General features: G+C 73.5%; 18 protein-coding genes. 10 read left to right on the forward strand and 8 right to left on the reverse strand.

Features of this window, described 5'->3' with window-relative positions; all coding sequences use genetic code 11:
• Nucleotides 1-34 precede the first annotated feature (34 nt).
• Nucleotides 35-622: a DUF305 domain-containing protein gene (locus ACGFIG_RS17585; protein WP_393004022.1), complete on the reverse strand. Its 588-nt coding sequence runs from the start codon at nucleotides 620-622 to the stop codon at nucleotides 35-37.
• Between the two features lie 56 nt (nucleotides 623-678).
• Nucleotides 679-1,425 carry a lytic polysaccharide monooxygenase gene (locus ACGFIG_RS17590; protein WP_393004024.1) on the reverse strand — a complete coding sequence of 249 codons (747 nt, stop codon included), beginning with the start codon at nucleotides 1,423-1,425 and terminating at the stop codon, nucleotides 679-681.
• 379 nt (nucleotides 1,426-1,804) lie between these two features.
• Here ACGFIG_RS17590 and ACGFIG_RS17595 point away from each other — a divergent pair, with 379 nt between their 5' ends.
• The 3 genes from ACGFIG_RS17595 to ACGFIG_RS17605 all read left to right on the forward strand — a co-directional run bounded on the left by ACGFIG_RS17595 (nucleotide 1,805) and on the right by ACGFIG_RS17605 (nucleotide 3,855).
• Nucleotides 1,805-2,065: a Prokaryotic metallothionein gene (locus ACGFIG_RS17595; protein ID WP_393004026.1), complete on the forward strand. Its 261-nt coding sequence runs from the start codon at nucleotides 1,805-1,807 to the stop codon at nucleotides 2,063-2,065.
• A 132-nt stretch (nucleotides 2,066-2,197) separates the two neighbouring features.
• The gene (locus ACGFIG_RS17600) at nucleotides 2,198-2,656 is read left to right on the forward strand and encodes a GNAT family N-acetyltransferase (RefSeq protein WP_393004028.1); all 459 of its coding nucleotides are present in this window, start codon (nucleotides 2,198-2,200) and stop codon (nucleotides 2,654-2,656) included.
• 110 nt (nucleotides 2,657-2,766) lie between these two features.
• Nucleotides 2,767-3,855, forward strand: a complete 1,089-nt coding sequence (locus ACGFIG_RS17605; RefSeq protein ID WP_393004030.1) for a lytic polysaccharide monooxygenase — start codon at nucleotides 2,767-2,769, stop codon at nucleotides 3,853-3,855.
• Between the two features lie 352 nt (nucleotides 3,856-4,207).
• Here the strand turns inward: ACGFIG_RS17605 and hemQ are convergent, their stop codons facing one another.
• The 3 genes from hemQ to hemE are packed head-to-tail and all read right to left on the reverse strand — an operon-like array spanning nucleotide 4,208 to nucleotide 7,418.
• Nucleotides 4,208-4,909, reverse strand: a complete 702-nt coding sequence (gene hemQ / locus ACGFIG_RS17610) for a hydrogen peroxide-dependent heme synthase (protein ID WP_393004032.1) — start codon at nucleotides 4,907-4,909, stop codon at nucleotides 4,208-4,210.
• Nucleotides 4,906-6,315 carry a protoporphyrinogen oxidase gene (hemG, locus tag ACGFIG_RS17615; protein WP_393004034.1) on the reverse strand — a complete coding sequence of 470 codons (1,410 nt, stop codon included), beginning with the start codon at nucleotides 6,313-6,315 and terminating at the stop codon, nucleotides 4,906-4,908. The genes hemQ and hemG overlap by 4 nt, the downstream gene beginning before the upstream one ends.
• Nucleotides 6,316-6,320: 5 nt before the next feature.
• On the reverse strand, nucleotides 6,321-7,418 hold the full coding sequence (hemE, locus tag ACGFIG_RS17620) for a uroporphyrinogen decarboxylase (RefSeq protein WP_393004036.1): 1,098 nt from the start codon (nucleotides 7,416-7,418) through the stop codon (nucleotides 6,321-6,323).
• A 213-nt stretch (nucleotides 7,419-7,631) separates the two neighbouring features.
• Here hemE and ACGFIG_RS17625 point away from each other — a divergent pair, with 213 nt between their 5' ends.
• Nucleotides 7,632-8,204, forward strand: a complete 573-nt coding sequence (locus ACGFIG_RS17625) for a DUF3000 domain-containing protein (protein ID WP_393004038.1) — start codon at nucleotides 7,632-7,634, stop codon at nucleotides 8,202-8,204.
• Nucleotides 8,205-8,221: 17 nt separating this feature from the next.
• Here ACGFIG_RS17625 and ACGFIG_RS17630 read toward each other — a convergent pair whose 3' ends face one another.
• Nucleotides 8,222-9,049 carry a hypothetical protein gene (locus ACGFIG_RS17630; protein WP_393004040.1) on the reverse strand — a complete coding sequence of 276 codons (828 nt, stop codon included), beginning with the start codon at nucleotides 9,047-9,049 and terminating at the stop codon, nucleotides 8,222-8,224.
• A 77-nt stretch (nucleotides 9,050-9,126) separates the two neighbouring features.
• Nucleotides 9,127-10,341 (reverse strand): trypsin-like peptidase domain-containing protein, encoded by a 1,215-nt coding sequence (locus tag ACGFIG_RS17635; protein ID WP_393004042.1) that lies wholly within the window; start codon nucleotides 10,339-10,341, stop codon nucleotides 9,127-9,129.
• Between the two features lie 203 nt (nucleotides 10,342-10,544).
• On the opposite strand from ACGFIG_RS17635, the gene ACGFIG_RS17640 reads away from it, so the two are divergent.
• The 4 genes from ACGFIG_RS17640 (at nucleotide 10,545) to ACGFIG_RS17655 (ending at nucleotide 16,630) form a co-directional block, all read left to right on the forward strand.
• A complete protein-coding gene (locus tag ACGFIG_RS17640) occupies nucleotides 10,545-11,873 on the forward strand; it encodes a ribonuclease D (protein ID WP_393004044.1) in 1,329 nt (442 codons plus the stop codon).
• Between the two features lie 259 nt (nucleotides 11,874-12,132).
• The gene (locus ACGFIG_RS17645) at nucleotides 12,133-13,329 is read left to right on the forward strand and encodes a thiolase family protein (RefSeq protein WP_393004046.1); all 1,197 of its coding nucleotides are present in this window, start codon (nucleotides 12,133-12,135) and stop codon (nucleotides 13,327-13,329) included.
• Between the two features lie 55 nt (nucleotides 13,330-13,384).
• A complete protein-coding gene (locus ACGFIG_RS17650; RefSeq protein ID WP_393004048.1) occupies nucleotides 13,385-15,454 on the forward strand; it encodes a 3-hydroxyacyl-CoA dehydrogenase NAD-binding domain-containing protein in 2,070 nt (689 codons plus the stop codon).
• Between the two features lie 213 nt (nucleotides 15,455-15,667).
• Nucleotides 15,668-16,630: a hypothetical protein gene (locus ACGFIG_RS17655; protein WP_393004050.1), complete on the forward strand. Its 963-nt coding sequence runs from the start codon at nucleotides 15,668-15,670 to the stop codon at nucleotides 16,628-16,630.
• A 243-nt stretch (nucleotides 16,631-16,873) separates the two neighbouring features.
• On the opposite strand, the gene ACGFIG_RS17660 is transcribed toward ACGFIG_RS17655, so the two are convergent.
• Nucleotides 16,874-18,361, reverse strand: coding sequence for a hypothetical protein (locus tag ACGFIG_RS17660; protein WP_393004052.1), 1,488 nt, complete (start codon nucleotides 18,359-18,361; stop codon nucleotides 16,874-16,876).
• 87 nt (nucleotides 18,362-18,448) lie between these two features.
• Here ACGFIG_RS17660 and ACGFIG_RS17665 point away from each other — a divergent pair, with 87 nt between their 5' ends.
• Both ACGFIG_RS17665 and ACGFIG_RS17670 read left to right on the forward strand, forming a co-directional pair.
• The gene (locus ACGFIG_RS17665; protein ID WP_393004054.1) at nucleotides 18,449-19,597 is read left to right on the forward strand and encodes a sensor histidine kinase; all 1,149 of its coding nucleotides are present in this window, start codon (nucleotides 18,449-18,451) and stop codon (nucleotides 19,595-19,597) included.
• A complete protein-coding gene (locus ACGFIG_RS17670) occupies nucleotides 19,594-20,250 on the forward strand; it encodes a response regulator transcription factor (protein WP_393004056.1) in 657 nt (218 codons plus the stop codon). The genes ACGFIG_RS17665 and ACGFIG_RS17670 overlap by 4 nt, the downstream gene beginning before the upstream one ends.
• Nucleotides 20,251-20,351: the final 101 nt, after the last annotated feature.

Genomic DNA, 20,351 nt, shown 5'->3' on the forward strand with positions numbered 1-20,351 from the left:
CGGGCGTGCCCGTCGGCACCGGCGGTCGACGTGGTCAGGGCGCACGCCGCGCCGGCGCCAACCCCGCCAGCAGCGACACCTGGGCCGTACGGGAGCGCTCGACGCGCCCGGCGAAGTCGCGTACGCGCGGATCGGCGCCGACCGCCTGGTGTGCCCGGGCCAGGTCGGCCGCCGCCTCCTGGTGCGCGGCGAGCAGGTCGAGCAGGAGACCGTCGACCGCCGCGTCCGGGGCGCTCCGCAGGCGTGCCATGTCCTCGGCGCCGGTCCCGTGTGATCCGTGGTCGTGCCGTCGGGCGGCCTCGGCTGCGGCCGGCCCCGCGTCGCGCAGCCAGCCGCGCATGGTGGCGAGTTCGTCGGTCTCGGTGACCTCGATGGCGGCGACGAGGGTGCGCAGCTTCGGCTCGGCCACCCGGTCCCGGGTCAGGCGCACCATCTCCAGCGTCTGCTCGGTGTGCGCTCCCAACATGGCCAGGAAGACCACGTCGAGGCCGTTCATCTCGGTCCCGGCGGTCGCCGCCGCCCCTGGCGGCGCGGGGGCGGGCGGCGCCGGGGCGGTCTGCGCGGCGCAGGCGGGGACCACCAGCAGCGCGGTGAGCAGGACGACCGTGGGCAGCCGTCGCATGGGGGACTCCATCCGCCGAAGGGGTGACGGGTGCGGCGGGGCCGCACCCGTCACGGTCAGACCTGGGCCCAGAGCGCCGGCACGTACGGCGGTTCCCAGCCGGGGATCGCGGTGTGGGCCTGCCGGCAGCGGTACGTCAGACCGCCGTAGGTGACCTGGTCACCGACCTGGTAGGCCCGGCCCGCCGTCCAGCTGCCGCCCGGGGCGGGCGGGCTGGTCGGGGCGGCGGTCGGGGTCGGGGTCGGCGACGGGGCCGGCGAGGTCGGGCTCGGCGTGGGCGACGGGGTGCCGCCCCCGCCGACCTGAAGGTCGACGCAGGAGTAGAAGGCGTTGGCGGTGTCCGCGATGTTCCAGATGGCGAGGACCTTCTGCCGTCCCGCGTAGCCGCCCAGGTTGACGGTGTGCGAGACCGTGGCCCCGGGCTGCTGCCCGCCGCCGTTGAAGACGGCCACCCGGGTGCCGCCGATGAAGTACTCCCAGTTGCTGGTGGCGTGCCGGGCGGTGTTGGTCCAGGTGAAGGTGACCGAACTGCCGACCGAGGTGGCGGGCCAGCCGCGGCTGTCGTCGTTCAGCACGGCGAACTGGGCGATTCCCGCGTGGCAGCTGCGCAGCCCCTTCGGCCCCTCGACGCTCTGCGGCTCGTACTTGATCTGTCCGCAGTCGGGGACCCGCCCCTGTGCGCAGAGCGCCTGGCGGCTCGGCGGGCCGGATACGTAGCCGTGCGCCTGGGCCGGCGCCGCGACTGCCAGTGCGGAGACGACGGCACCCGTCGCCACGAGCGGGATCGTGATTCTTCGGCGCATGGTGGCAGCTCCTTCGAACTTCGGGCTGGTGAGGTGCCCTCAAAGATAAATTGAAGTTTGTTAACAGTAAAGACTCTTGTCGATAAAATCGAAACCAGCACGAGTACGCAGAGTGACCAACTCGGAGCAGTAGCAGACCGCCCCGGTCGTCCACCCAGGTCGGCGGACCCGTCGCCCGGCCACCCGCCGCCGGCGGGGCAGCGCAAGCGGTGCCCTGCGGGGGCGCGCGCGGCCAGCCGGGCACCCGCCGCCATCGACACCCAGCGGGTGCACGCCCGACACGCCGCCCGATGGGAGGGACCTGGGCGGATTCCGCCCGCCCGACGCCGGCGGGTGCCGCAGGCTGTGGGGAAACGTGTCGACGGTCGGGGGTTCAGTCGTGAAGGCGTGCGAGGTCTGCGGTAACGACTACTGGATGGCGTTCGAGGTGCGGACCGTCAGCGGCGACGTGCACACCTTCGACTCGTTCGAGTGCGCGGCGCACAAGCTGGCGCCCATCTGCGAGCACTGCCAGGTCAAGATCGTCGGGCACGGGGTGGAGGTGTCCGGCCGGTTCTTCTGCTGCGCCCACTGCGCCCGCGCGGAGGAGGGCACCCAGGGCGCCGAGATCCGCGACGCGGTCGGCGCCCGGCCCGCCTGACGTCGGCGAGACCGGCGCCAGCTGCCGGCGCGGGCCGGCCGTCGGCGCGGGCCGGCCGTCGGCGCGGGCCGGCCGTCGGCGTGGAGCCCGGGTCAGCAACCCGCTCACCAGCGAGCCGCCTACCATCGCGGGGTGCCGCAGACTCCCGTGACGAGGGCCGCCTCGTTCGCCGAACTCGACGCCCGCACCTTCCACGACCTGCTCCGGCTCCGGATCGACGTGTTCGTGGTGGAGCAGGCGTGCCCGTACCCCGAACTCGACGGGCGCGACGTCGAGCCGGGCACCCGACACCTCTGGCTGGACGACGGCGGCGTGCCCCTGGCGTACCTGCGGATCCTCGCCGACCCGGGCGGCGTGGCGCGCATCGGACGCGTGGTGGTGGCGCCGGCGGCGCGCGGCGGCGGGCACGCGGGCCGACTCATGGAAGCGGCGCTGGAGTTGGTCGGCGACCGCCCCTGCGTGCTGGAGGCGCAGTCCCACCTGGTCGGCCTCTACGCCCGCCACGGCTTCACCGTCGCCGGCCCCGGGTACGTCGAGGACGGCATCCCGCACACCCCGATGCGGCGGAAAGGAATTGACCGAGGCCGATAAATGTGGCAGCCTCCGGGCAGAGCCGTCGCGCAAGCCACGCAGCGTGCACGGGAGGGGCAACTCCCGCGCCGTCCGGGCGTCGTCGTCCGACCTCTCCCCCGGGGGCTTGAATGTCCGCTCAACTTCGATCATCCCGCCTGGCGTGGCTGCTCGCCGTCGCGGCGACCGCCGTGCTGCTGCTGACCACCACCCTGGCCAACCCCGTGTCGGCGCACGGCTCCGTGGTGGACCCGGCGTCACGCAACTACGGCTGCTGGCAGCGCTGGGGCAGCGACTTCCAGAATCCCCGGATGGCCACCGAGGACCCGATGTGCTGGCAGGCCTGGCAGGCCAACCCGAACGCCATGTGGAACTGGAACGGCCTGTTCCGCGAGGGCGTCGCCGGCAACCACCAGGCCGCCATCCCCGACGGCCAACTCTGCTCTGGCGGCCGGACCGAGGGTGGCCGCTACAACGCCCTCGACACGATCGGCGCCTGGAAGACCGCCCCGGTCTCCAGCAACTTCCGGGTCCGCCTCTACGACCAGGCCAGTCACGGCGCCGACTACATCCGGGTGTACGTGACCAGGCAGGGCTTCAACGCGCTCACCGAGCCGCTGGGCTGGGACGACCTGGAACTGGTCGGCCAGATCGGCAACACCCCGGCGTCGGGGTGGAAGCCGGAGCCCACCGGCGTGTCCATCGAGATCCCGGCCAACGCGCCGGGACGGACCGGGCGGCACATCGTCTACACCATCTGGCAGGCCAGCCACCTGGACCAGTCGTACTACCTGTGCAGTGACGTCGACTTCTCCGGCGGGCCGACCACCCCGCCGCCGACGACCCCGCCGCCCACCACTCCCCCGCCCACCACGGCGCCGCCCACCACCCCACCCCCGACGACCCCGCCGCCGGCCGGGGCCTGCACGGCGACGTACCGGGTGACCGGGCAGTGGTCCGGCGGATTCCAGGGCGAGGTGCAGGTGACCGCCGGGGGCGCGGCGATCACGGGCTGGTCCGTGACCTGGACGTACGCCGACGGCCAGCAGATCAGCTCGGCGTGGAACGCGACGGTCACCACCAGCGGCACACGGGTCACCGCGCGCAACGCCGCCCACAACGGGTCACTGGCCGCCGGAGCGAGCACCACGTTCGGCTTCGTCGGCTCGTCGAGCGGCAGCAACACCGCGCCGGTACCCACCTGCACCACCGCCGTCTGACCGCACCGAGCCCCGGCCGGGGTCGCGTCCCACTCCCTCCGGGACGCGACCCCGGCCGGCTCGCGCATCAGCACCCGCACGTCGCTGTCGAGCTGCCCCACCCGTGCGACCACCCCCGGACGCGCCGCCGCCTCACCCGTGCGACCACCGCGGGCACGCCACCGCCCCACCGTGAGAGCGCCCCGGGCGCGCCGCCGCCCCGCCCCACGGGGCAGCTCGACAGGACCGGAACGCCAACCACCGCCGCCCCAGCTCGCCCGCCCGGTCGCGCGCGCCGGCCGCGCGGGCCGGTGGCGTTGGCCGGTACGAAGGAGGCCGGCGGCCGGTCGCGCGGGCCGGTCGCGCGGGCCGGTCAGACGAGGCCGTTGACGAGGTCGGCGACCGGACGGCGGCGGCCGGTGTAGAACGGGATTTCCTCCCGGACGTGCCGCCGGGCGCCGGAGCCTCGCAGGTCGCGCATCAGGTCGACGATCCGGTGCAGCTCGTCGGCCTCGAACGCGAGCATCCACTCGTAGTCGCCGAGCGCGAACGAGGCGACCGTGTTGGCCCGCACGTCCGGGTAGCCGCGGGCCATCTTGCCGTGCTCGGCGAGCAGCTCGCGCCGCTCGGCGTCCGGCAGCAGATACCACTCGTACGAGCGGACGAACGGGTAGACGCAGACGTACGCGCGCGCCTCCTCGCCGGCGAGGAAAGCCGGGATGTGGCTCTTGTTGAACTCCGCCGGCCGGTGCAGCGCCATCTGCGACCACACGGGCGTGAGCGCCCGGCCCAGGGTGGTACGCCGGAACCGCAGGTACGCGTCCTGGAGCGCGTCGCTGGAGGCGGAGTGCCACCAGATCATCAGGTCGGCGTCGGCGCGCAGCCCCGAGACGTCGTACGTGCCGCGGACGACCACGTCCTTGCCGGCCAGCTCCGCGAAGAGGGCCTCGACCTCACCGGTGACGTTCTCGCGCAGTGACGGGAGCGGGCTGGTCGCCCGGTACACCGACCACATCGTGTAGCGGATGCTGTCGTTGAGTTCCCGCAGCCGGGCCGCGTTGGTCTGCTCGGTCATGTCCCCGATCCTCCCAGTGCTGTGATGATCTCCTCGGCCGCCGTCTCGCCGGAGCGGACGCAGACCGGGATCCCGACGCCGTCGTACCCGGCGCCGGCCAGGACCAGCGTCGGGTGGCTCGCCCGCAGGGCCGCCCGCGCGGCGGCCACCCGGTCGCAGTGGCCCGGGGTGTACTGCGGCAGCGACCCGCCCCAGCGCTGCACGTGGCCGGCGACCGGCGCGGGCAACGGTACGCCGAGCACGGCCGACAACTCCCGGTGCACGGTGGCCGCCAGGTCCTCGTCGGTGCGCTGCACCTGCCGTTCCTCGCCGTAGCGGCCCACGGAGGCGCGGACGAGTGCCAGCCCGTCGGCGCGGCGCAGGTGGCCCCACTTGGTGGTGAAGAAGGTCGACGCCTTGATCAGCAGGCCCTCGGTGCTCGGCACCAGGAAGCCGGACAGCTCCGGCAGTTCCGGCTCGGGCAGCGCCAGGGTGACCAGCGCGACGCTGGCGTAGTCCAGCCCGCCGACGCCCTCGGCCACCTGCGGCGCCGGGCCGGCGAGCAGCCGGGCCGCCGGGCGGGCCGGCACGGCCAGCACCACGGCGTCGACGTCGACCAGCGCCGGATCCCGGGTGGGGCCGACGGTCAACCGCCACCCGGCCCCGGTGGGGGCCAGCTCGCGGACCGCCGCGTCCCGCCGGATCGTCGCCCCGCTGGCCGCCGCCGCGGCCTCGACCAGGGTGCTGAGCCCGCCGGCCAGGGTGCCGAAGACCGGCGCCCCCGGCGCGCGGGGGGCCGCCGCCTGCGCGGCGCGGACCGCGCCCACCAGGGTGTGCTCCACCCGGGCGGTCCGGGCCAGCGCCGGCATCGTCGTCGCCAGGGAGAGATCGTCGGCCCGGCCCGCGTAGACGCCGCCGAGCATCGGGTCGACCAGCCGGTCCACCACCTCGTCGCCGAACCGGGCCCGCACCAGCGCGCCGACGGAGACGTCCTCGTCCGGGCCGAGCAGCGGGCGGCCGGCGTCGACGTCGGCGTCCGCCGCCGGGCGCGCGACCGTGGCCACGCGCTCCAGATCCCCGGGTACGCCGACCAGCGTGCCGCCCGGGATCGGGCGCAGCCCACCGTCGACGGCGAGCGCGGCCTGCCCGACGGTGGGGTGCACGATCCGCTCGCCGAGGCCGAGCCGGCGGACCAGGGCCACGGCGGCGGACTCGCCCCCGGCCGGGTCGCGCATCAGGAACGACTCCGCGCCGAACTCCACCGCCGAGCCGGCAAGCTCACCGGTGCGCAGCTTGCCGCCGAGCCGGCCGGACTGCTCGTACACGGTGATCTCGGTGCCGGCGGGGGCCCGGTCGCGCAACCGGACCGCGGCGGCCAGCCCGGCGATCCCGCCGCCGACCACCGCCACCCGCCACGGCGCCCGCATGCCGCTCAGCTCCGGTCGGCCGGCTCGGCGGACAGCTCGTGCACCAGGGCGACCACCCGGGTCAGCACGTCGGGGTCGGTCTCCGGCAGCACCCCGTGCCCCAGGTTGAACACGTGCCCGGGGGCGGACCGACCCTGCTCCAGGATCCGCCGCACCTCGCTCTCGACGACCGGCCACGGCGCGAACAGCACACACGGGTCCAGGTTGCCCTGCACCGCCCGGTCCGGCCCGATCCGCCGGGTCGCCACGTCCAGCGGCGTACGCCAGTCGACGCCCACCACGTCGGCGCCGGCCTCGCCCATCGCGCCGAGCAGCTCGCCGGTGCCCACCCCGAAGTGGATCCGGGGCACCCCCGCGTCGGCCAGCCCGGCCAGCACGCCCGCCGAGTGCGGCAGCACGAACCGGCGGTAGTCGGCCTCCGACAGCGCCCCGGCCCACGAGTCGAAGAGCTGCACCGCGGAGACGCCGGCGGCCACCTGGACCCGCAGGAACGCCAGCGTCACCTCGGCCAGCCGGCCGCAGAGCGCGTGCCACAGCTCCGGCTGGCCGTACATGAGGGCCTTGGTCTTCGCGTGGGTACGCGACGGGCCCCCCTCGACCAGGTAGCTGGCCAGGGTGAACGGCGCTCCCGCGAAGCCGATCAGCGGGGTGTCGCCCAGCTCGGCGACGAGCATCCGCACGGCCTCGTCCACGTAGGAGACGTCGTCGCGGGTGATCGGGCGGATCCGGTCCACGTCGGCGAGGGTGCGTACGGGCTCGGCGACCACCGGGCCGGTGCCGGGCACGATGTCCAGGTCCACCCCGGCGGCGGCGACCGGCACCACGATGTCGCTGAACAGGATCGCGGCGTCCACCCCGTGCCGGCGTACCGGTTGGAGCGTGATCTCGGTGACCAACTCGGGACGGCGGCAGGACTCCAGCATCGCCACGTTGGCCCTGATCGCGCGGTACTCCGGCAGCGAGCGGCCGGCCTGACGCATGAACCAGACGGGGGTGTGCGGGCCGGGCTGGCGCCGGCAGGCCCGGACGAAGGGCGAGTCGGCCGGTCCGCCGGGGCGGGGGTCTTCGTCTCGGGCGTCGGCGCCCGTCGTGGTAGTGGTCATCGCGGCCATCGTGCCACGCGCGACGCGTTCGGCAACGGGCAGCTTCACCATTTGTGATCCCGGTCGGCCGGCGGGGCGCCCCGGCGTCGCGGCACGGGTCCGCCCGCTGCGGGCGCCCGCGGACGCCGTCCGGGGGCGGTGGCACCGCCGCGACGTGGGCGGCATCGGCGCGCCTCTCGGGCGGGCGACCGGCCGGCGGCATAGGCTGCCGGCATGGCCCCCCCGATCGCGCTCCCGGAGACCTTCGCCCGCGCGGTCACCGGGCTGCGGTCCGCGGCGCCCCGGTCGGAGATCCTGTTGGAGGAGGTCGGCGCGCCGCAGCGACTCGCCCCGTACGCCTTCGCGCTCTCCGCCGTCGTCCTGCGCGACGGCGACGAGGTGGCCTCCGGGCGGCTGATCCTGCTGCACGACCCCGCCGGCCACGAGGCGTGGCAGGGCACGCTGCGGCTGGTCACCTATGTGACGGCGGAGCTGGAGGCCGACCTGGCCGCCGACCCGCTGCTGCCCGGGGTGGGCTGGACGTGGCTGACGGACGCCCTGGACGCGCAGGACGCGGGGCACCGGGCGCTCGGCGGCACGATCACCCAGACCATGTCGACGCGGTTCGGTGACCTGGCCGGGCCGCCCGCGGCCGGCGACATCGAGATCCGCGCCTCCTGGACGCCGGTCGACGACGGCCTCGGCCCGCACCTGCTGGCCTGGTGCGCGCTGCTGGCCTCCACCGCCGGGCTGCCCCCGCCCGGGGTGACCGCGCTGCCGGAACGTCGCCCCGCCGGCGCGGCCTGACCCCGAGGCGGGTCACCTCACAGATACTTCTCGGCCTCGTTGCAGACCTTGTCCATGCCCTGGATGGCCTTGTCGTAGGCCGCCTTGTTGCCGTTCGCCGCCGCGGCGAGCGCGGTGGTGAGCTTGTCGAGGCAGTTGGCGATGACCTTCTTCTGCCGGGCCTGCTCGTCCCGGTCGTTGCGGGTGCCGGTGAGGTCCTGCTCGGTGTCGCCGAGCTTGTCCCGGACCGCCTGGAGGTCGGTCTTGAGCTTCTCGATCTCCTTGCCGTTCGCCGCGATGGTGCCGTCGCGCTGGCTGACCTCGCTGGCCATCTTCTTCTCGGTGCGGTCCAGTTCGTTGCTGGTCGACACGAACAGGCCCGTCATCACCCCGCCGAGGACGAAGAGCAGCCCGGCCACGACCGCCAGGATCAGCACCTTGTAGCTCTTGCCGGGGCCGGCGGGCGCGGGGGCGCCGAAGGGCGGGGCGGAGCCGGGCGGGGTGGACATCGGCTGCCCGTACGCCGGCCCGGAGGACGGGGGCACGGACATCGGCTGCCCGTACGCCGGCCCGCCGGAGAACTGGCCGGCGGTGCCGGGCGAGGCGACGCCGGGGGCGTAGCCGGGCGACGCCGGCGGTGCGGACTGCGGGTAGCCGCCCGGCCCGGCCGGCGGCGCGGACTGGGGGTGACCGGCGGACGGGGCCGGGTTGTACTGCTGCGGGGCGGCGTACTGCTGGCCGGCGTCCGGCTGTTCGGGCGTGTACTGGCGCGGGCTGCCGTACGTGGTGCCGCCCGCCGGCGGCTGACCGGGCGCGGCCGGCGGGTACGGCGGGTAGCCCTCCGGCCCGGTCGGTGGCTGGGACATGTCGTTCTTCCTCCACGTGTGCTGGTCCGGGCGGCAGGCCCGCCGGGCCAAGGGGGGTGGGCTGGGCGCTGACGGGGTCAGCAGATCTTGAAACCGTCGCAGGCGACCTTGATCGGTACGGCGAGACCGATCCCCTCGGCGTTGCGGGCCTTGGCGGTGGCGATGCCGACGACCTGCTTGCTGCCGTTGATGACCGGGCCGCCGGAGTTGCCGGGGTTGATCGGGGCGTCGAACTGGATGACCGGGCCCTCGCCGCCGCCGGCCTCGCGGAACGCGCTCACCACGCCTGTGGTGACGCTGTCCTCCAGGCCGAGCGGGGCGCCGACGACCACGATCTGCTGCCCGGACTTCACCGGGGCGGACGCGGCGATCAGGCCGGTGAACTTGCCGTTGGTGCGCAGGTGGGCGACGTCGTTCGCCTCGTCGACCCGGACGATGGTGGCCGGGAAGCGCTGGTCGGTGCGCTCCAGGAAGACCTCCCGCTCGCCGGTCTGCCAGAGCGCGTCGACCACGTGGTAGTTGGTGAACAGGTTGGTGCCCCCGCCCGCCGCCGGCTTGCCGATCGCGAACGCGGTGCCGGTCGAGTTGCCGGCGCGGACCCGGAACACGCTGGGCAGCACCGCGCTGGCGACGGCCTCGGGGTTGAAGGCGGCGCCGGCCTGCTTCTCCAGCGCCTCCGCCCGGGACTCCAGGCCGTCGAGCCGGGTGCCGTCGGCCGCCTGCGCCGCCGCGACCTTGCCGTCGGTGGCCGCCAGTCGGTTCGACAGCCGGTTGATCTGGTACGCCTGCACGCCCGTCACCACGGCCAGCAGGCCGGCGAGCACGAGCGCGGTGACGGTGAGCCCGCGCCCCTTCGTCGCCGGGGCGGGCCCGGCGGGGTACGGCTGCCCCGGCCCGGGGACCGGGGCGTGGTGCTGGCCGGGCGGCACCGACCCGGACGCGGGCGGCCAGGCGGGCCCCGGCGGGTTCCCGGCCGGAGACGGCGGGTTCCCGGCCGGCGACGGGCCCGGGGGTGTCGACGGCGTGCTGCCGGGCCCCCAGCCGCCGGCCTTGGGTGCGGCGGCCGGGGCCGGCGGACCGGCCGGGGCTGCGCCCCACTGGCCGGGTTGCGCCGGCGGCGACCAGGCGGGGCGGGGAGAGGGGGCGACCGGCGCCTGCCCGGGGGTGCCCGGAGGCAGGTACGCGGGGGCGGTCGGCTCGATCCGGGGCGGCAGTGGCCCGGGCCGGGCCGTCCCCGGCGGGAACCCGCCGTCGCCCGATCCCGTGTCCGCCGACCCGTAGCCAGCAGTCATTCGCCTTGCCTCCCCGTAGACGCCCCGCTCCGTTTCGGACATGATGCCCTAGCCGTGCAATGGCTCGATGGACCGTACCTGCGCCAACGGGCTTTGTCTTCCCCTATGTCCGACCGCCGGAGGGCCACCCGGGCCGACCGGCCGGCCGACACACACCGGACCGGCTTCACCCACCGCGTCGCGTCGCGCACTAGGGTTGTCAGGTGACCGACGAACCACCCCTGCGCCGTCGGCCCGCCGAAAGCCGTACGGGAAACGATGCGCACCACTCGCCGTCGGCCCGACCGGAACCGGAGGCCGCGGGGACCGAACCGACCACCGACGGGCCCGTACCGCTGACCGCCCCGCGTGAGGGCACACCTCAGCCGGCGGCCACGCCCAGCGAGCTGGACGACGTCGTGGCCCGCTTCGCCGCCGGCACCGGCCCCGTCGCCCTGGACGCCGAACGCGCCTCGGGCTACCGCTACAGCCAGCGCGCCTACCTGGTCCAGCTGCGCCGGGCCGGTTCCGGCACGGCGCTGATCGACCCGCTGCCGCTGCCCGACCTGAGCGCCCTCGACACGGTGATCGGCGAGGCCGAGTGGGTGCTCCACGCGGCCAGCCAGGATCTGCCCTGCCTGGCCGAGCTGGGGCTGCGCCCGCGTCGGCTGTTCGACACCGAACTGGCCGCCCGGCTGGCCGGATTCGAGCGGGTCGGTCTGGCCGCGCTGACCGAGCAGCTACTCGGGTTCAGCCTCGAGAAGCACCACTCGGCGGCCGACTGGTCGAGCCGGCCGCTGCCGGAGTCCTGGCTGACCTACGCCGCGCTCGACGTGGAGATGCTGGTCGACCTGCGCGACGCGCTCGACGAGGAGTTGGGCCGGCAGGGCAAGTCCGCGTGGGCGGCGGAGGAGTTCGCGGCGCTGGTGCAGACCGGCGCCCGCCCGCCGCGGGTGCGGGCCGAGCCGTGGCGGCGCACCTCGGGCATCCACCGCGTACGCGGGGCGCGGGCCCAGGCCCGCGTCCGTTCCCTCTGGTACGCGCGGGACCAGATCGCCGCCCGGCGGGACGCCGCCCCGGGTCGGGTGCTGCCGGACTCGGCCATCGTCGCGGCGGCAGAGCTGGATCCGAAGGACGAGAAGACCCTGCTCACCCTGCCCGGCTTCGGCGGGCGCTCGGTGCGCCGGCTGGCCCGCACGTGGCTGGCCGCGCTGGACGACGCGCGTCAGCTGCCCGACGACGCGCTGCCGGTCACCCCGACGGTCGAGGGTCCCCCGCCGCCGCACCGCTGGGCCGAACGGGACCCGGTGGCGGCGGCCCGGCTGGCCCGCTGCCGCGAGGTGGTGGTCCGCATCGCGGGCGCGCACCGCCTGCCGCCGGAGAACCTGGTCGCCCCCGACTCGATCCGCCGCCTGGCCTGGGCGCCCCCGCAGGAGGTGACGGAGGCGACCGTCGCGGAGGCCCTGCGCGGCCTGCACGCCCGCGAGTGGCAGATCACCCTCCTCCTCCCCACCCTGACGGACGCCCTGACCGCCCCACCCCCAACCCCCTGACCCACCCCCTCTCCACCCCGCCCTCCCCGTTGATCGAGAAGTTGTTGTCGCCCCGTCCGGCGTGTCGGAGCAACAACTCCATGATCGACGGGGGCGGCGCTGGCACGGTGGTGTGGGGTGGGCCACAGCAGAGTGGGTGCGAGCAGTGGTTACTGGCGAGTAGCATCCGGGGGAACACGCCCGTGCCGGCGACCTTCGTTCGGTCTGTGGCGCCGCCCCGTCGGCGCGCGACCGAATCGTGGTCGAAGAGGAGGCTCAAGTGCCCCGTGAAGTTCGGGATGTCGTCTTCGTCGACGGCGTCCGTACCCCGTTCGGCAAGGCGGGTGGCATGTACGCCAACACCCGCGCCGACGACCTGGTGATCCGCTGCATCCGCGAGCTGCTGCGCCGTAACCCGCAGCTGCCGCCGGAGCGGGTCGAGGAGGTCGCGATCGCCGCCACCACCCAGATCGGCGACCAGGGCCTGACCATCGGCCGGACCGCCGCCCTGCTGGCCGGCCTGCCCAAGACCGTCCCCGGCTTCGCGATCGACCGGATGTGCGCCGGCGCCATGACCGCGGTGACCACCGTCGCCAGCGGCATCGCCATGGGCGCCTACGACGTCGCCATCGCCGGTGGCGTCGAGCACATGGGCCGCCACCCGATGGGCGAGGGCGTCGACCCCAACCCGCGGATCGTCGCCGAGAAGCTCGTCGACCCGTCCGCGCTGGTCATGGGCGCGACCGCGGAGAACCTGCACGACCGCGTCCCGCACATCACCAAGGCGCGCACCGACGCGTTCGCGCTCGCGTCGCAGCAGAAGACCGCCAAGGCGTACGCCAACGGCAAGCTCCAGGACGACCTGGTGCCGGTGGCCGTACGCGACGAGGAGAACGCCTGGGGCATGGCCACGGTCGACGAGGCCCCCCGGGACACCTCCTTGGAGAAGCTCGCCACCCTGAAGACCCCGTTCCGCCCGCACGGCAAGGTCACCGCGGGCAACGCGGCCGGCCTGAACGACGGCGCCACGGCGAGCCTGCTCGCCTCCGAGGACGTCGCCCGCGAGCTGGGCCTGCCGGTCGCCATGCGGCTGGTGTCGTTCGGCTTCGTCGGCGTGGAGCCCGAGGTGATGGGCGTCGGCCCGATCCCGTCGACCGAGAAGGCGCTGCGTCTGGCCGGCCTGACCATCGACGACATCGGCCTGTTCGAGCTGAACGAGGCGTTCGCCGTGCAGGTGCTCGCGTTCCTCGACCACTTCGGCATCGCCGACGACGACCCGCGGGTCAACCCGTGGGGCGGCGCGATCGCCATCGGCCACCCGCTCGCCTCCTCGGGCGTACGGCTGATGACCCAGCTCGCCCGGCAGTTCGCCGAGCACCCCGAGGTCCGCTACGGCCTCACGGCCATGTGCATCGGCATCGGCATGGGTGGCACCGTGATCTGGGAGAACCCCCACTGGGAGGGTGGAGACAAGTGAGCGCGAGGAATGAGCCGGGCTTGCGAGTCCCGCAGTCGCGAACGGAGAAGGCACAGTGAGCGCGCTCGCCGCAACGAACGAGGTCGTCACCAGGGCGCTGCTGCGCCAGGTGAACGTACCGGGGCTGGACCGACCGGCCGCCCTGATCACCCTGGACAACGGCTTCGACCACACCAAGCCGAACAGCTTCGGCCCGGGCGGCCTGACCAGCCTCGACGAGGCGATCACCGCCGCCGTGGCCGCGAAGCCGGCGTTCATCGCGGTCACCGGCAAGCCGTACGTCTTCTGCGTGGGCGCGGACATCACCAGCCTCCCGCAGCTCGCCGACCGTGAGCAGGCCCTGGAGATCGGCCGGCTCGGGCACCGGGTCTTCGCCCGGCTCCGGGACAGCGAGATCCCGACCTTCGCCTTCGTCAACGGCGCGGCGATGGGCGGCGGTCTGGAGCTGGCCCTGCACTGCCACTACCGGACGCTCTCCGGCGGCGCGGCGGCGCTGGCCCTGCCCGAGGTCTCCCTCGGCCTGATCCCCGGCTGGGGCGGCACCCAGCTGCTGCCGAACCTGATCGGCATCCCGGCGGCGACGCAGGTGATCATCCAGAACCCGCTGATGCAGAACAAGATGCTCAAGCCGAAGCAGGCCGCCGAGATGGGCATCGCGGACGTGCTGTTGGAGCCGGCCGACTTCCTGGAGCGGTCCCTGGAGTGGGCCGCCGGCGTCGTCCGGGGCGAGGTCACCGTGACCCGGCCCGAGGTCGACAAGGACATGTGGGCGGGCGTGCTCTACTTCGCCCGGCAGACCCTCGACCAGCGGCTGCACGGCGCGGTCCCGGCCGCGTACAAGGCGCTGGACCTGCTGGAGACGGCGAAGGACGCCGACTTCGCCACCGGCACCGCCGCCGAGGACGAGGCCCTCGCGGACCTGGTCTTCTCCGAGGAGCTGCGCAGCGGCCTCTACGCGTTCGACCTGGTGCAGCGGCGGGCCAAGCGGCCGGCCGGCGCGCCGGACAAGGGCCTGGCCCGCCCGGTCACCAAGGTGGGCATCGTCGGCGCCGGCCTGATGGCCAGCCAGCTCGCCCTGCTCTTCGCCCGCCGCCTCCAGGTGCCGGTCGTCATGACCGACCTGGACCAGGCGCGCGTCGACAAGGGTGTCGGCTACGTGCACACCCAGATCGAGAAGGCCGTCAGCAAGGGCCGGATGGACAAGGGCACGGCCGCCAAGCTGTACGGCCTGGTCAGCGGCTCTGTCGACAAGGGCGTCTTCGCCGACGCCGATTTCGTCATCGAGGCCGTCTTCGAAGACCTGGCCGTGAAGAAGCAGGTCTGGGCCGAGCTGGAGAAGATCGTCAAGCCGGAGGCGGTGCTGGCCACCAACACCTCCTCCCTGTCGATCACGGCCATGGCCGAGGAGCTGGAGCACCCCGAGCGGGTGGTCGGCTTCCACTTCTTCAACCCGGTCGCGGTGCTGCCGCTGCTGGAGATCGTCCGGGGTGAGCGGACGGACGACGCCACGCTCGCCACCGCGTTCGCGGTCGGCAAGCAGCTGAAGAAGTCGAGCGTGCTGGTCTCCGACGCCCCGGCGTTCGTGGTCAACCGGTTGCTCACCCGCTTCCTGGGCACCGTCTTCGCGGCCGTCGACGCCGGCACCCCGCTGGACGTGGCTGACAGCGCGCTGGACCCGCTGGGTCTGCCGATGCGCCCGCTCGCCCTGCTCCAGCTCGTCGGGCCGGCCGTCGCGTACCACGTGGGCGGCACCCTGCACGCCGCGTTCCCGGACCGCTTCGGCGTGAGCGAGAACCTCAAGCGGATCGCCGACTCCGGTCAGCCGATCGTCGTCGACGACCAGATCAACGACGAGGTGGCGAAGCTGCTCGTGGTCGGCGACCAGCCACTGACCGCCGAGCAGGTGCGCCAGAACGCGCTCGACGCGCTGGCGCAGGAGATCCGGCTGATGCTCGACGAGGGCGTCGTCGCCGAGGCGCAGGACATCGACCTGTGCATGCTCCTCGGCGCGGGTTGGCCGTTCCACCTGGGCGGCATCACGCCGTACCTGGACCGGACCGGCACCTCGGAGCGGGTCACGGGCCGCCGGTTCCTGCCGCACGGGGTGGCGAGCCTCCCCGCCTGACAGCGGCAAGGAAGGGCACCTTCTCGACGCCATGCGTCAGAAAGGTGCCCTTCCTCGCGCACCGCCCCCGCGTTCGCGGTGGTTGCCCCGTCCAGCTTGGATGGTGGTAGCCACCGCGTTCGTCGTTGCGGCCGGTACGGTCGGGAGCGGGACAGCGGTACCGTGCCGTGGCTGGCTACGATCACCCGTTCGCACCCTCGCCTGGAGCTGATCATGTCCTCACCGCCGGTCGATCCCTGGTCCGGGCAGCCGGAGCACGAGCCGCACTACGACTACCCCCCGCCGCGCCCGGAGAGCTACCCGGCGCCGCCGGCAGGTGGCTGGGCGCCCCCACCGGGCGGTCAGCCGGCGTACGACGGCAACTGGCCCACCACCCCGACGCCCGGCCCCGCGCCCACCCAGCCCTATCCGCACCAGCCGTACGGCGGGTATCCCGCCGCGCCCCAGGCCGGGTTCCCCACCAGCCCGTACGCCGGCTACCCGCCACCCGCTCCCCACCCGGGCCAGCCCGCGCGGTCGAACCAGCTGGTGCTGACCCTGAGCCTGGTCGGGCTGCTGGTGCTCTGCCTCGGCGGGGGTGGCATCACCTACCTCGCCTACGAAGGCCGAGACGATCCCGACCCCCGGCCCACCCCGACGGTCGCCACGACCACGCCGCCGGCCACGCCGAGCGCCGACCCGTCGTCCGACGCCCCGTCCCCCACGCCCAGCTCCGCCCCGCGGATCCGGGTCGTCACGCCGGAGACCCTCGGCGGGCGCGCGAAGAGCACCGAGCCGGCCCTGCGCAAGGCCACCGACGACATGGTCCGCGAGCTGCGGTCCTCGGTGAGCAGCGAGTCCAGCGTCGCCGGGGCCTTCTACGGCAGCGCCAAGGATCGGGACATGGTCATGGTGATCGCCGCCAGCAGTTTCGTGCTCAATCCCGAACGGGAGCTCGACGACACGGTCAAGGGCCTGTCGAAGAACCTGGCGGTGCAGGGGTTGACCGCCATCGCCCCGGGACCGCAGGGCGGCGTGGCCAAGTGCGGCGACGGCGAGTCCGCCGGCGTGCCGCTTGGCGTCTGCGCGTGGGCCGATCACGGCAGCGTCGGGCTCATCGTGTTGTTCTTCTCCTCCTCGGCCGCCGCCGCGGCGGAGTTCGTCGCCCTCCGCGCGGAGATCGAGAAGGAATACTGACCGTACGCGGGTGGGACCCGTCGCCGGCGGGGTGACGGGCCCCTGCCGCGTCAGCTCCCGGCGTCAGCCGCCACGACGGCGGCCCGCTCGACCTCGTTGGTTCCGGCTCCGACCGACCGGTTCGAGGCGGATGTGCACCCGGTTCATGATCGTCTTGACCTCAACGTCATACAGGAAGAATCGGGCACCTGCCCGGGGTGCACGGAGGCAACCTCGGTGGACCGAGCACCGATTGGCGGTCTGCTACCGCCAGTCGGTGCTCGTGGCCGGTCTGCGGCCGACGGCGATCCATAGCGTGATCGCCGTGTACGCGCAGAGGACGGCGAGTCCGGCCCAGCCGGGGAGCGGGAAGTACCCAGCAGACGGTGCGTAGTGCGCGATCACCTGTGGATACTCCGCTGCTGTCTGGCGGATGGCGAAGCCTGCGGCCGGGGTGAGTCGCAGGAGCCATTCGGAGACGGCATCGGGCAGCAGCGGGACCGCCGTGACGGTGTAGGGCAGAGCGATCAGTGACAGTCCGGTGAGCATCGCCGCCCAGCCGCGACGCAGCCACACGCCGAGTCCGTATGTGAAAGCGGCGCAGAGCGCGAGCACCGCCGCGACGCCAACCACCACCCGAGCGCCGCTCAGCAGCGGCAGGGGCTGCACCGGAATGCCGTTGGCCCGCAGGATCGCGATGCCCGCCGGAAGGACGACGCCGACAGCGAGCATGCCGGTGACGAAGGTGGCTGCTGCGACGACGCCCGACCGGGCGGCGGTCACCCGCCGGGAGGCTCTCTCACGAGCTGTCCGGGCGCCGTAGCGGGCCGCGACGACAATCACGATTGTCAACGCGACCGCCAGGCCGGGCAGGGTCTTCTCAGCGGTGAGCGCGCCTTCCTCGCCGCGCGGCCCGATGTCGCCGGTGCCGCTGACCGTGATGACGCCGTCCTTCTCCACGGCTCCCGACGCGTGGTGGTACCTCTCCCAGTCGGTGTGGTTCATCTCGCCGACCGGGTCGCTGTCCCACGCGCCGATGCCGCCGCCCTCGACGGCGACGTTGTCGAAGACGCCGACAGCCTGGGTGAACCGAACCTCCTCGGTCGCGCCGCCAAGGCCGATCCTGCGGAGCGTGAGGTCGCCGGGGGAAGTGGCGAACAGGCCGACCTGCACGGTGTCCGGCAGCCCGTCGAGTGTGGCCACGCCGACGGTGCGCCACTGCCTGCCGTCGGCGGACTCGGAGCCGGTGACGGTGTCGCCCGAGCGGGTCAGGCGCAGCCAGCGCGGGGACTGCTGCGATACGCCGCCCGCGCTTCCGGCGACATCGTGCGTGTAGTCGTATTGGAAGCGCACGCCGTGGTTGCCGGTCATCATGACCGCCGCATACGGCGAGCCCTGCCCCACGCCATCCTTGACGATGATCCCCACCTTCGCCCACGGCACCAGACCGGACACGATCTGGTCATGGTTGGGCGGCGGATAGGTGATCGTCCCGGTCATCGAGGTCATCCGGACCGTGATGCTGCCCTCACGGCCAAGGTCGCGATGCAGGAACCAGAACCTGTCGCTGACGACGGCTCCATCGTCAGCGATGGGAACAGTCGGACAGGGCCAGTCGCAGGACGAGCGGTTACCGGAGGCGAACAACAGACCTAGCGCGATGACGGACAGGGCTGCGGCGGCCAGGGCGATCAGGCGGCCGGGGCGGTGGAACGCGGCCCATTCCCGCCGGAGGAGTTCGATGGTTGACATGCCGTCGGTTCTACAGATGGGCGTGTTACACGGCCCGAACCGATGTTGTCATGCTGCTGTTAGTTCTGCCGCGGCATGCTGGAGGACATGATGGAGATGCGCAGCGGGACCGTCCGGGCACGGTTCACATTTTTGTACGCTGCCGTGTTCCTGTTGTCGGGTGTCGGGCTGCTGGGACTGACCGTTCTGTTCTCCGGCAGCCGCGTGAGCAGTGGCGCCCCGGCCGGGAATCTCCCCGTACAGGGCAACCTCGCTGCGGCACAGCAGCGCATTCGCGAGTTGGAAGAGCAACTGGTCGCAGCGCAGACGCAGCAGTCCCGCCAACTGCTGGCCGGTTCGCTGGTGGCGCTGGCCGTGATGGCGGTCGTCTCGCTGCTGCTCGGCCGGGTGCTGGCCAGACGCGTACTGCGGCCGCTGCGACTCATCACCAGCGCCACGCGGCGCATCTCCGCCGACAACCTCGACCAGCGGCTGGCCGTCACCGGCCCAGCCGACGAGGTCAAGAGCCTCGCCGACACCATCGACGAGCTGCTCGAACGGCTCGAGGCGTCGTTCGTCGCGCAGCGCCGATTCGTCGCCAACGCCTCGCACGAGCTGCGTACACCGCTGACGACGATGCGAGCGGCGATGGACGTCGCGGCCGCCAAGTCGGATCCGGCCCCCTCGACCGTGGCGCTCGTGGACCGCTTGCGTCCGCAGCTGGACCGTGTCGATCATCTGCTCGACGGGTTCCTCGTGCTGGCCCGGGCTCAGCACGGCGCGCTGGCCGACACCGCTCGCGTCGACCTCGGCGAGCTCATCGGTGCGGCGCTGGGCGAGAGGTCCGCCGACGTGGAGGCCAAGGAACTGAGCGTGACGCTGAACGCGCCGCCTGCACCAGCGATCCAAGGCAGCCCGCCGTTGCTGGCGCGGCTGGTAGGCAACGTCATCGACAACGCCGTGACACACAACGAGCACGGCGGCTGGATCCAGATCACGGTGTCCGCGAGCGAGGAGGAAGTGGTGTTGGCTGTCGAGACCGGCGGGCGCGTCTTCGACCAGCGCGAGGTCGACCGGTTAGCGCGGCCCTTTGAGCGGCTCGGTGGGGTACGCACCGGCTCCTCGGGGTTGGGTCTGTCCATTGTGGCTGCTGTCGCCGCTGCCCACGGCGGCCGGCTCGCCGTGTTCGCCCGGCGGGAGGGTGGGCTGTGCGTGTCGATCGCGCTTCCGGCCGCGAAGGTGCCGGTGGCGGCGTGAGGATCCTGGTCGTCGAAGACGATGACGCCCTCGCCGAGGTTGTCGCGGAAGGGCTGCGCGACCAGGGGATGGCCGTCGACCTCGCACACGACGGGCTGGCCGCAGCCGCCAAGCTCGATCTCACCGCGTACGAGGTGGTGGTCCTCGACCGGGACCTGCCGGGCCTGCACGGCGACCTGCTCTGCCAGATGATCACCGAGCGGGCAGACCGGCCGATGGTGCTGATGCTGACTGCGGCCAGCGCCCCCGGCGACCGGGTCAGCGGGCTGACCCTGGGCGCGGACGACTATCTCGCCAAGCCCTTCCACTTCCCGGAACTGGTCCTGCGCCTCCAGTCGCTGGCGCGGCGTAAGCCGCATGCCCGGCCACGCACCCTGAGCGCGGCCGGGATCGAACTGGACCCGGTACGCCGGACCGCCGTTCGCGACGGGCGGCAACTCAACCTCTCCGTCAAGGAGTTTGCAGTGCTGGAGGCGCTGCTGCGGGCCAGCCCGGGCTTCCTCAGCGCCGAAGCCCTGCTCGAGCAGGTCTGGGACGAGAACGCCGACCCGTTCAGCAATACCGTCACGGTGACGGTGGGCCGGTTACGCCGCAAGCTCGACGATCCCCCGGTCATCGCGACGACGCCAGGAATCGGCTACCGGATCGCTTGATCTACCGACCCTCAGTCCGGGTTCACCACCAGTCGCGGGCCGATCGAGCGGAAGGTCTGACCGTACGCGTGTGGGGCCCGTCGCCGGCAGGGTGACGGGCC

It is taken from the genome of Micromonospora sp. NPDC049048 (genome assembly GCF_043197615.1).
Taxonomy (GTDB): domain Bacteria; phylum Actinomycetota; class Actinomycetes; order Mycobacteriales; family Micromonosporaceae; genus Micromonospora.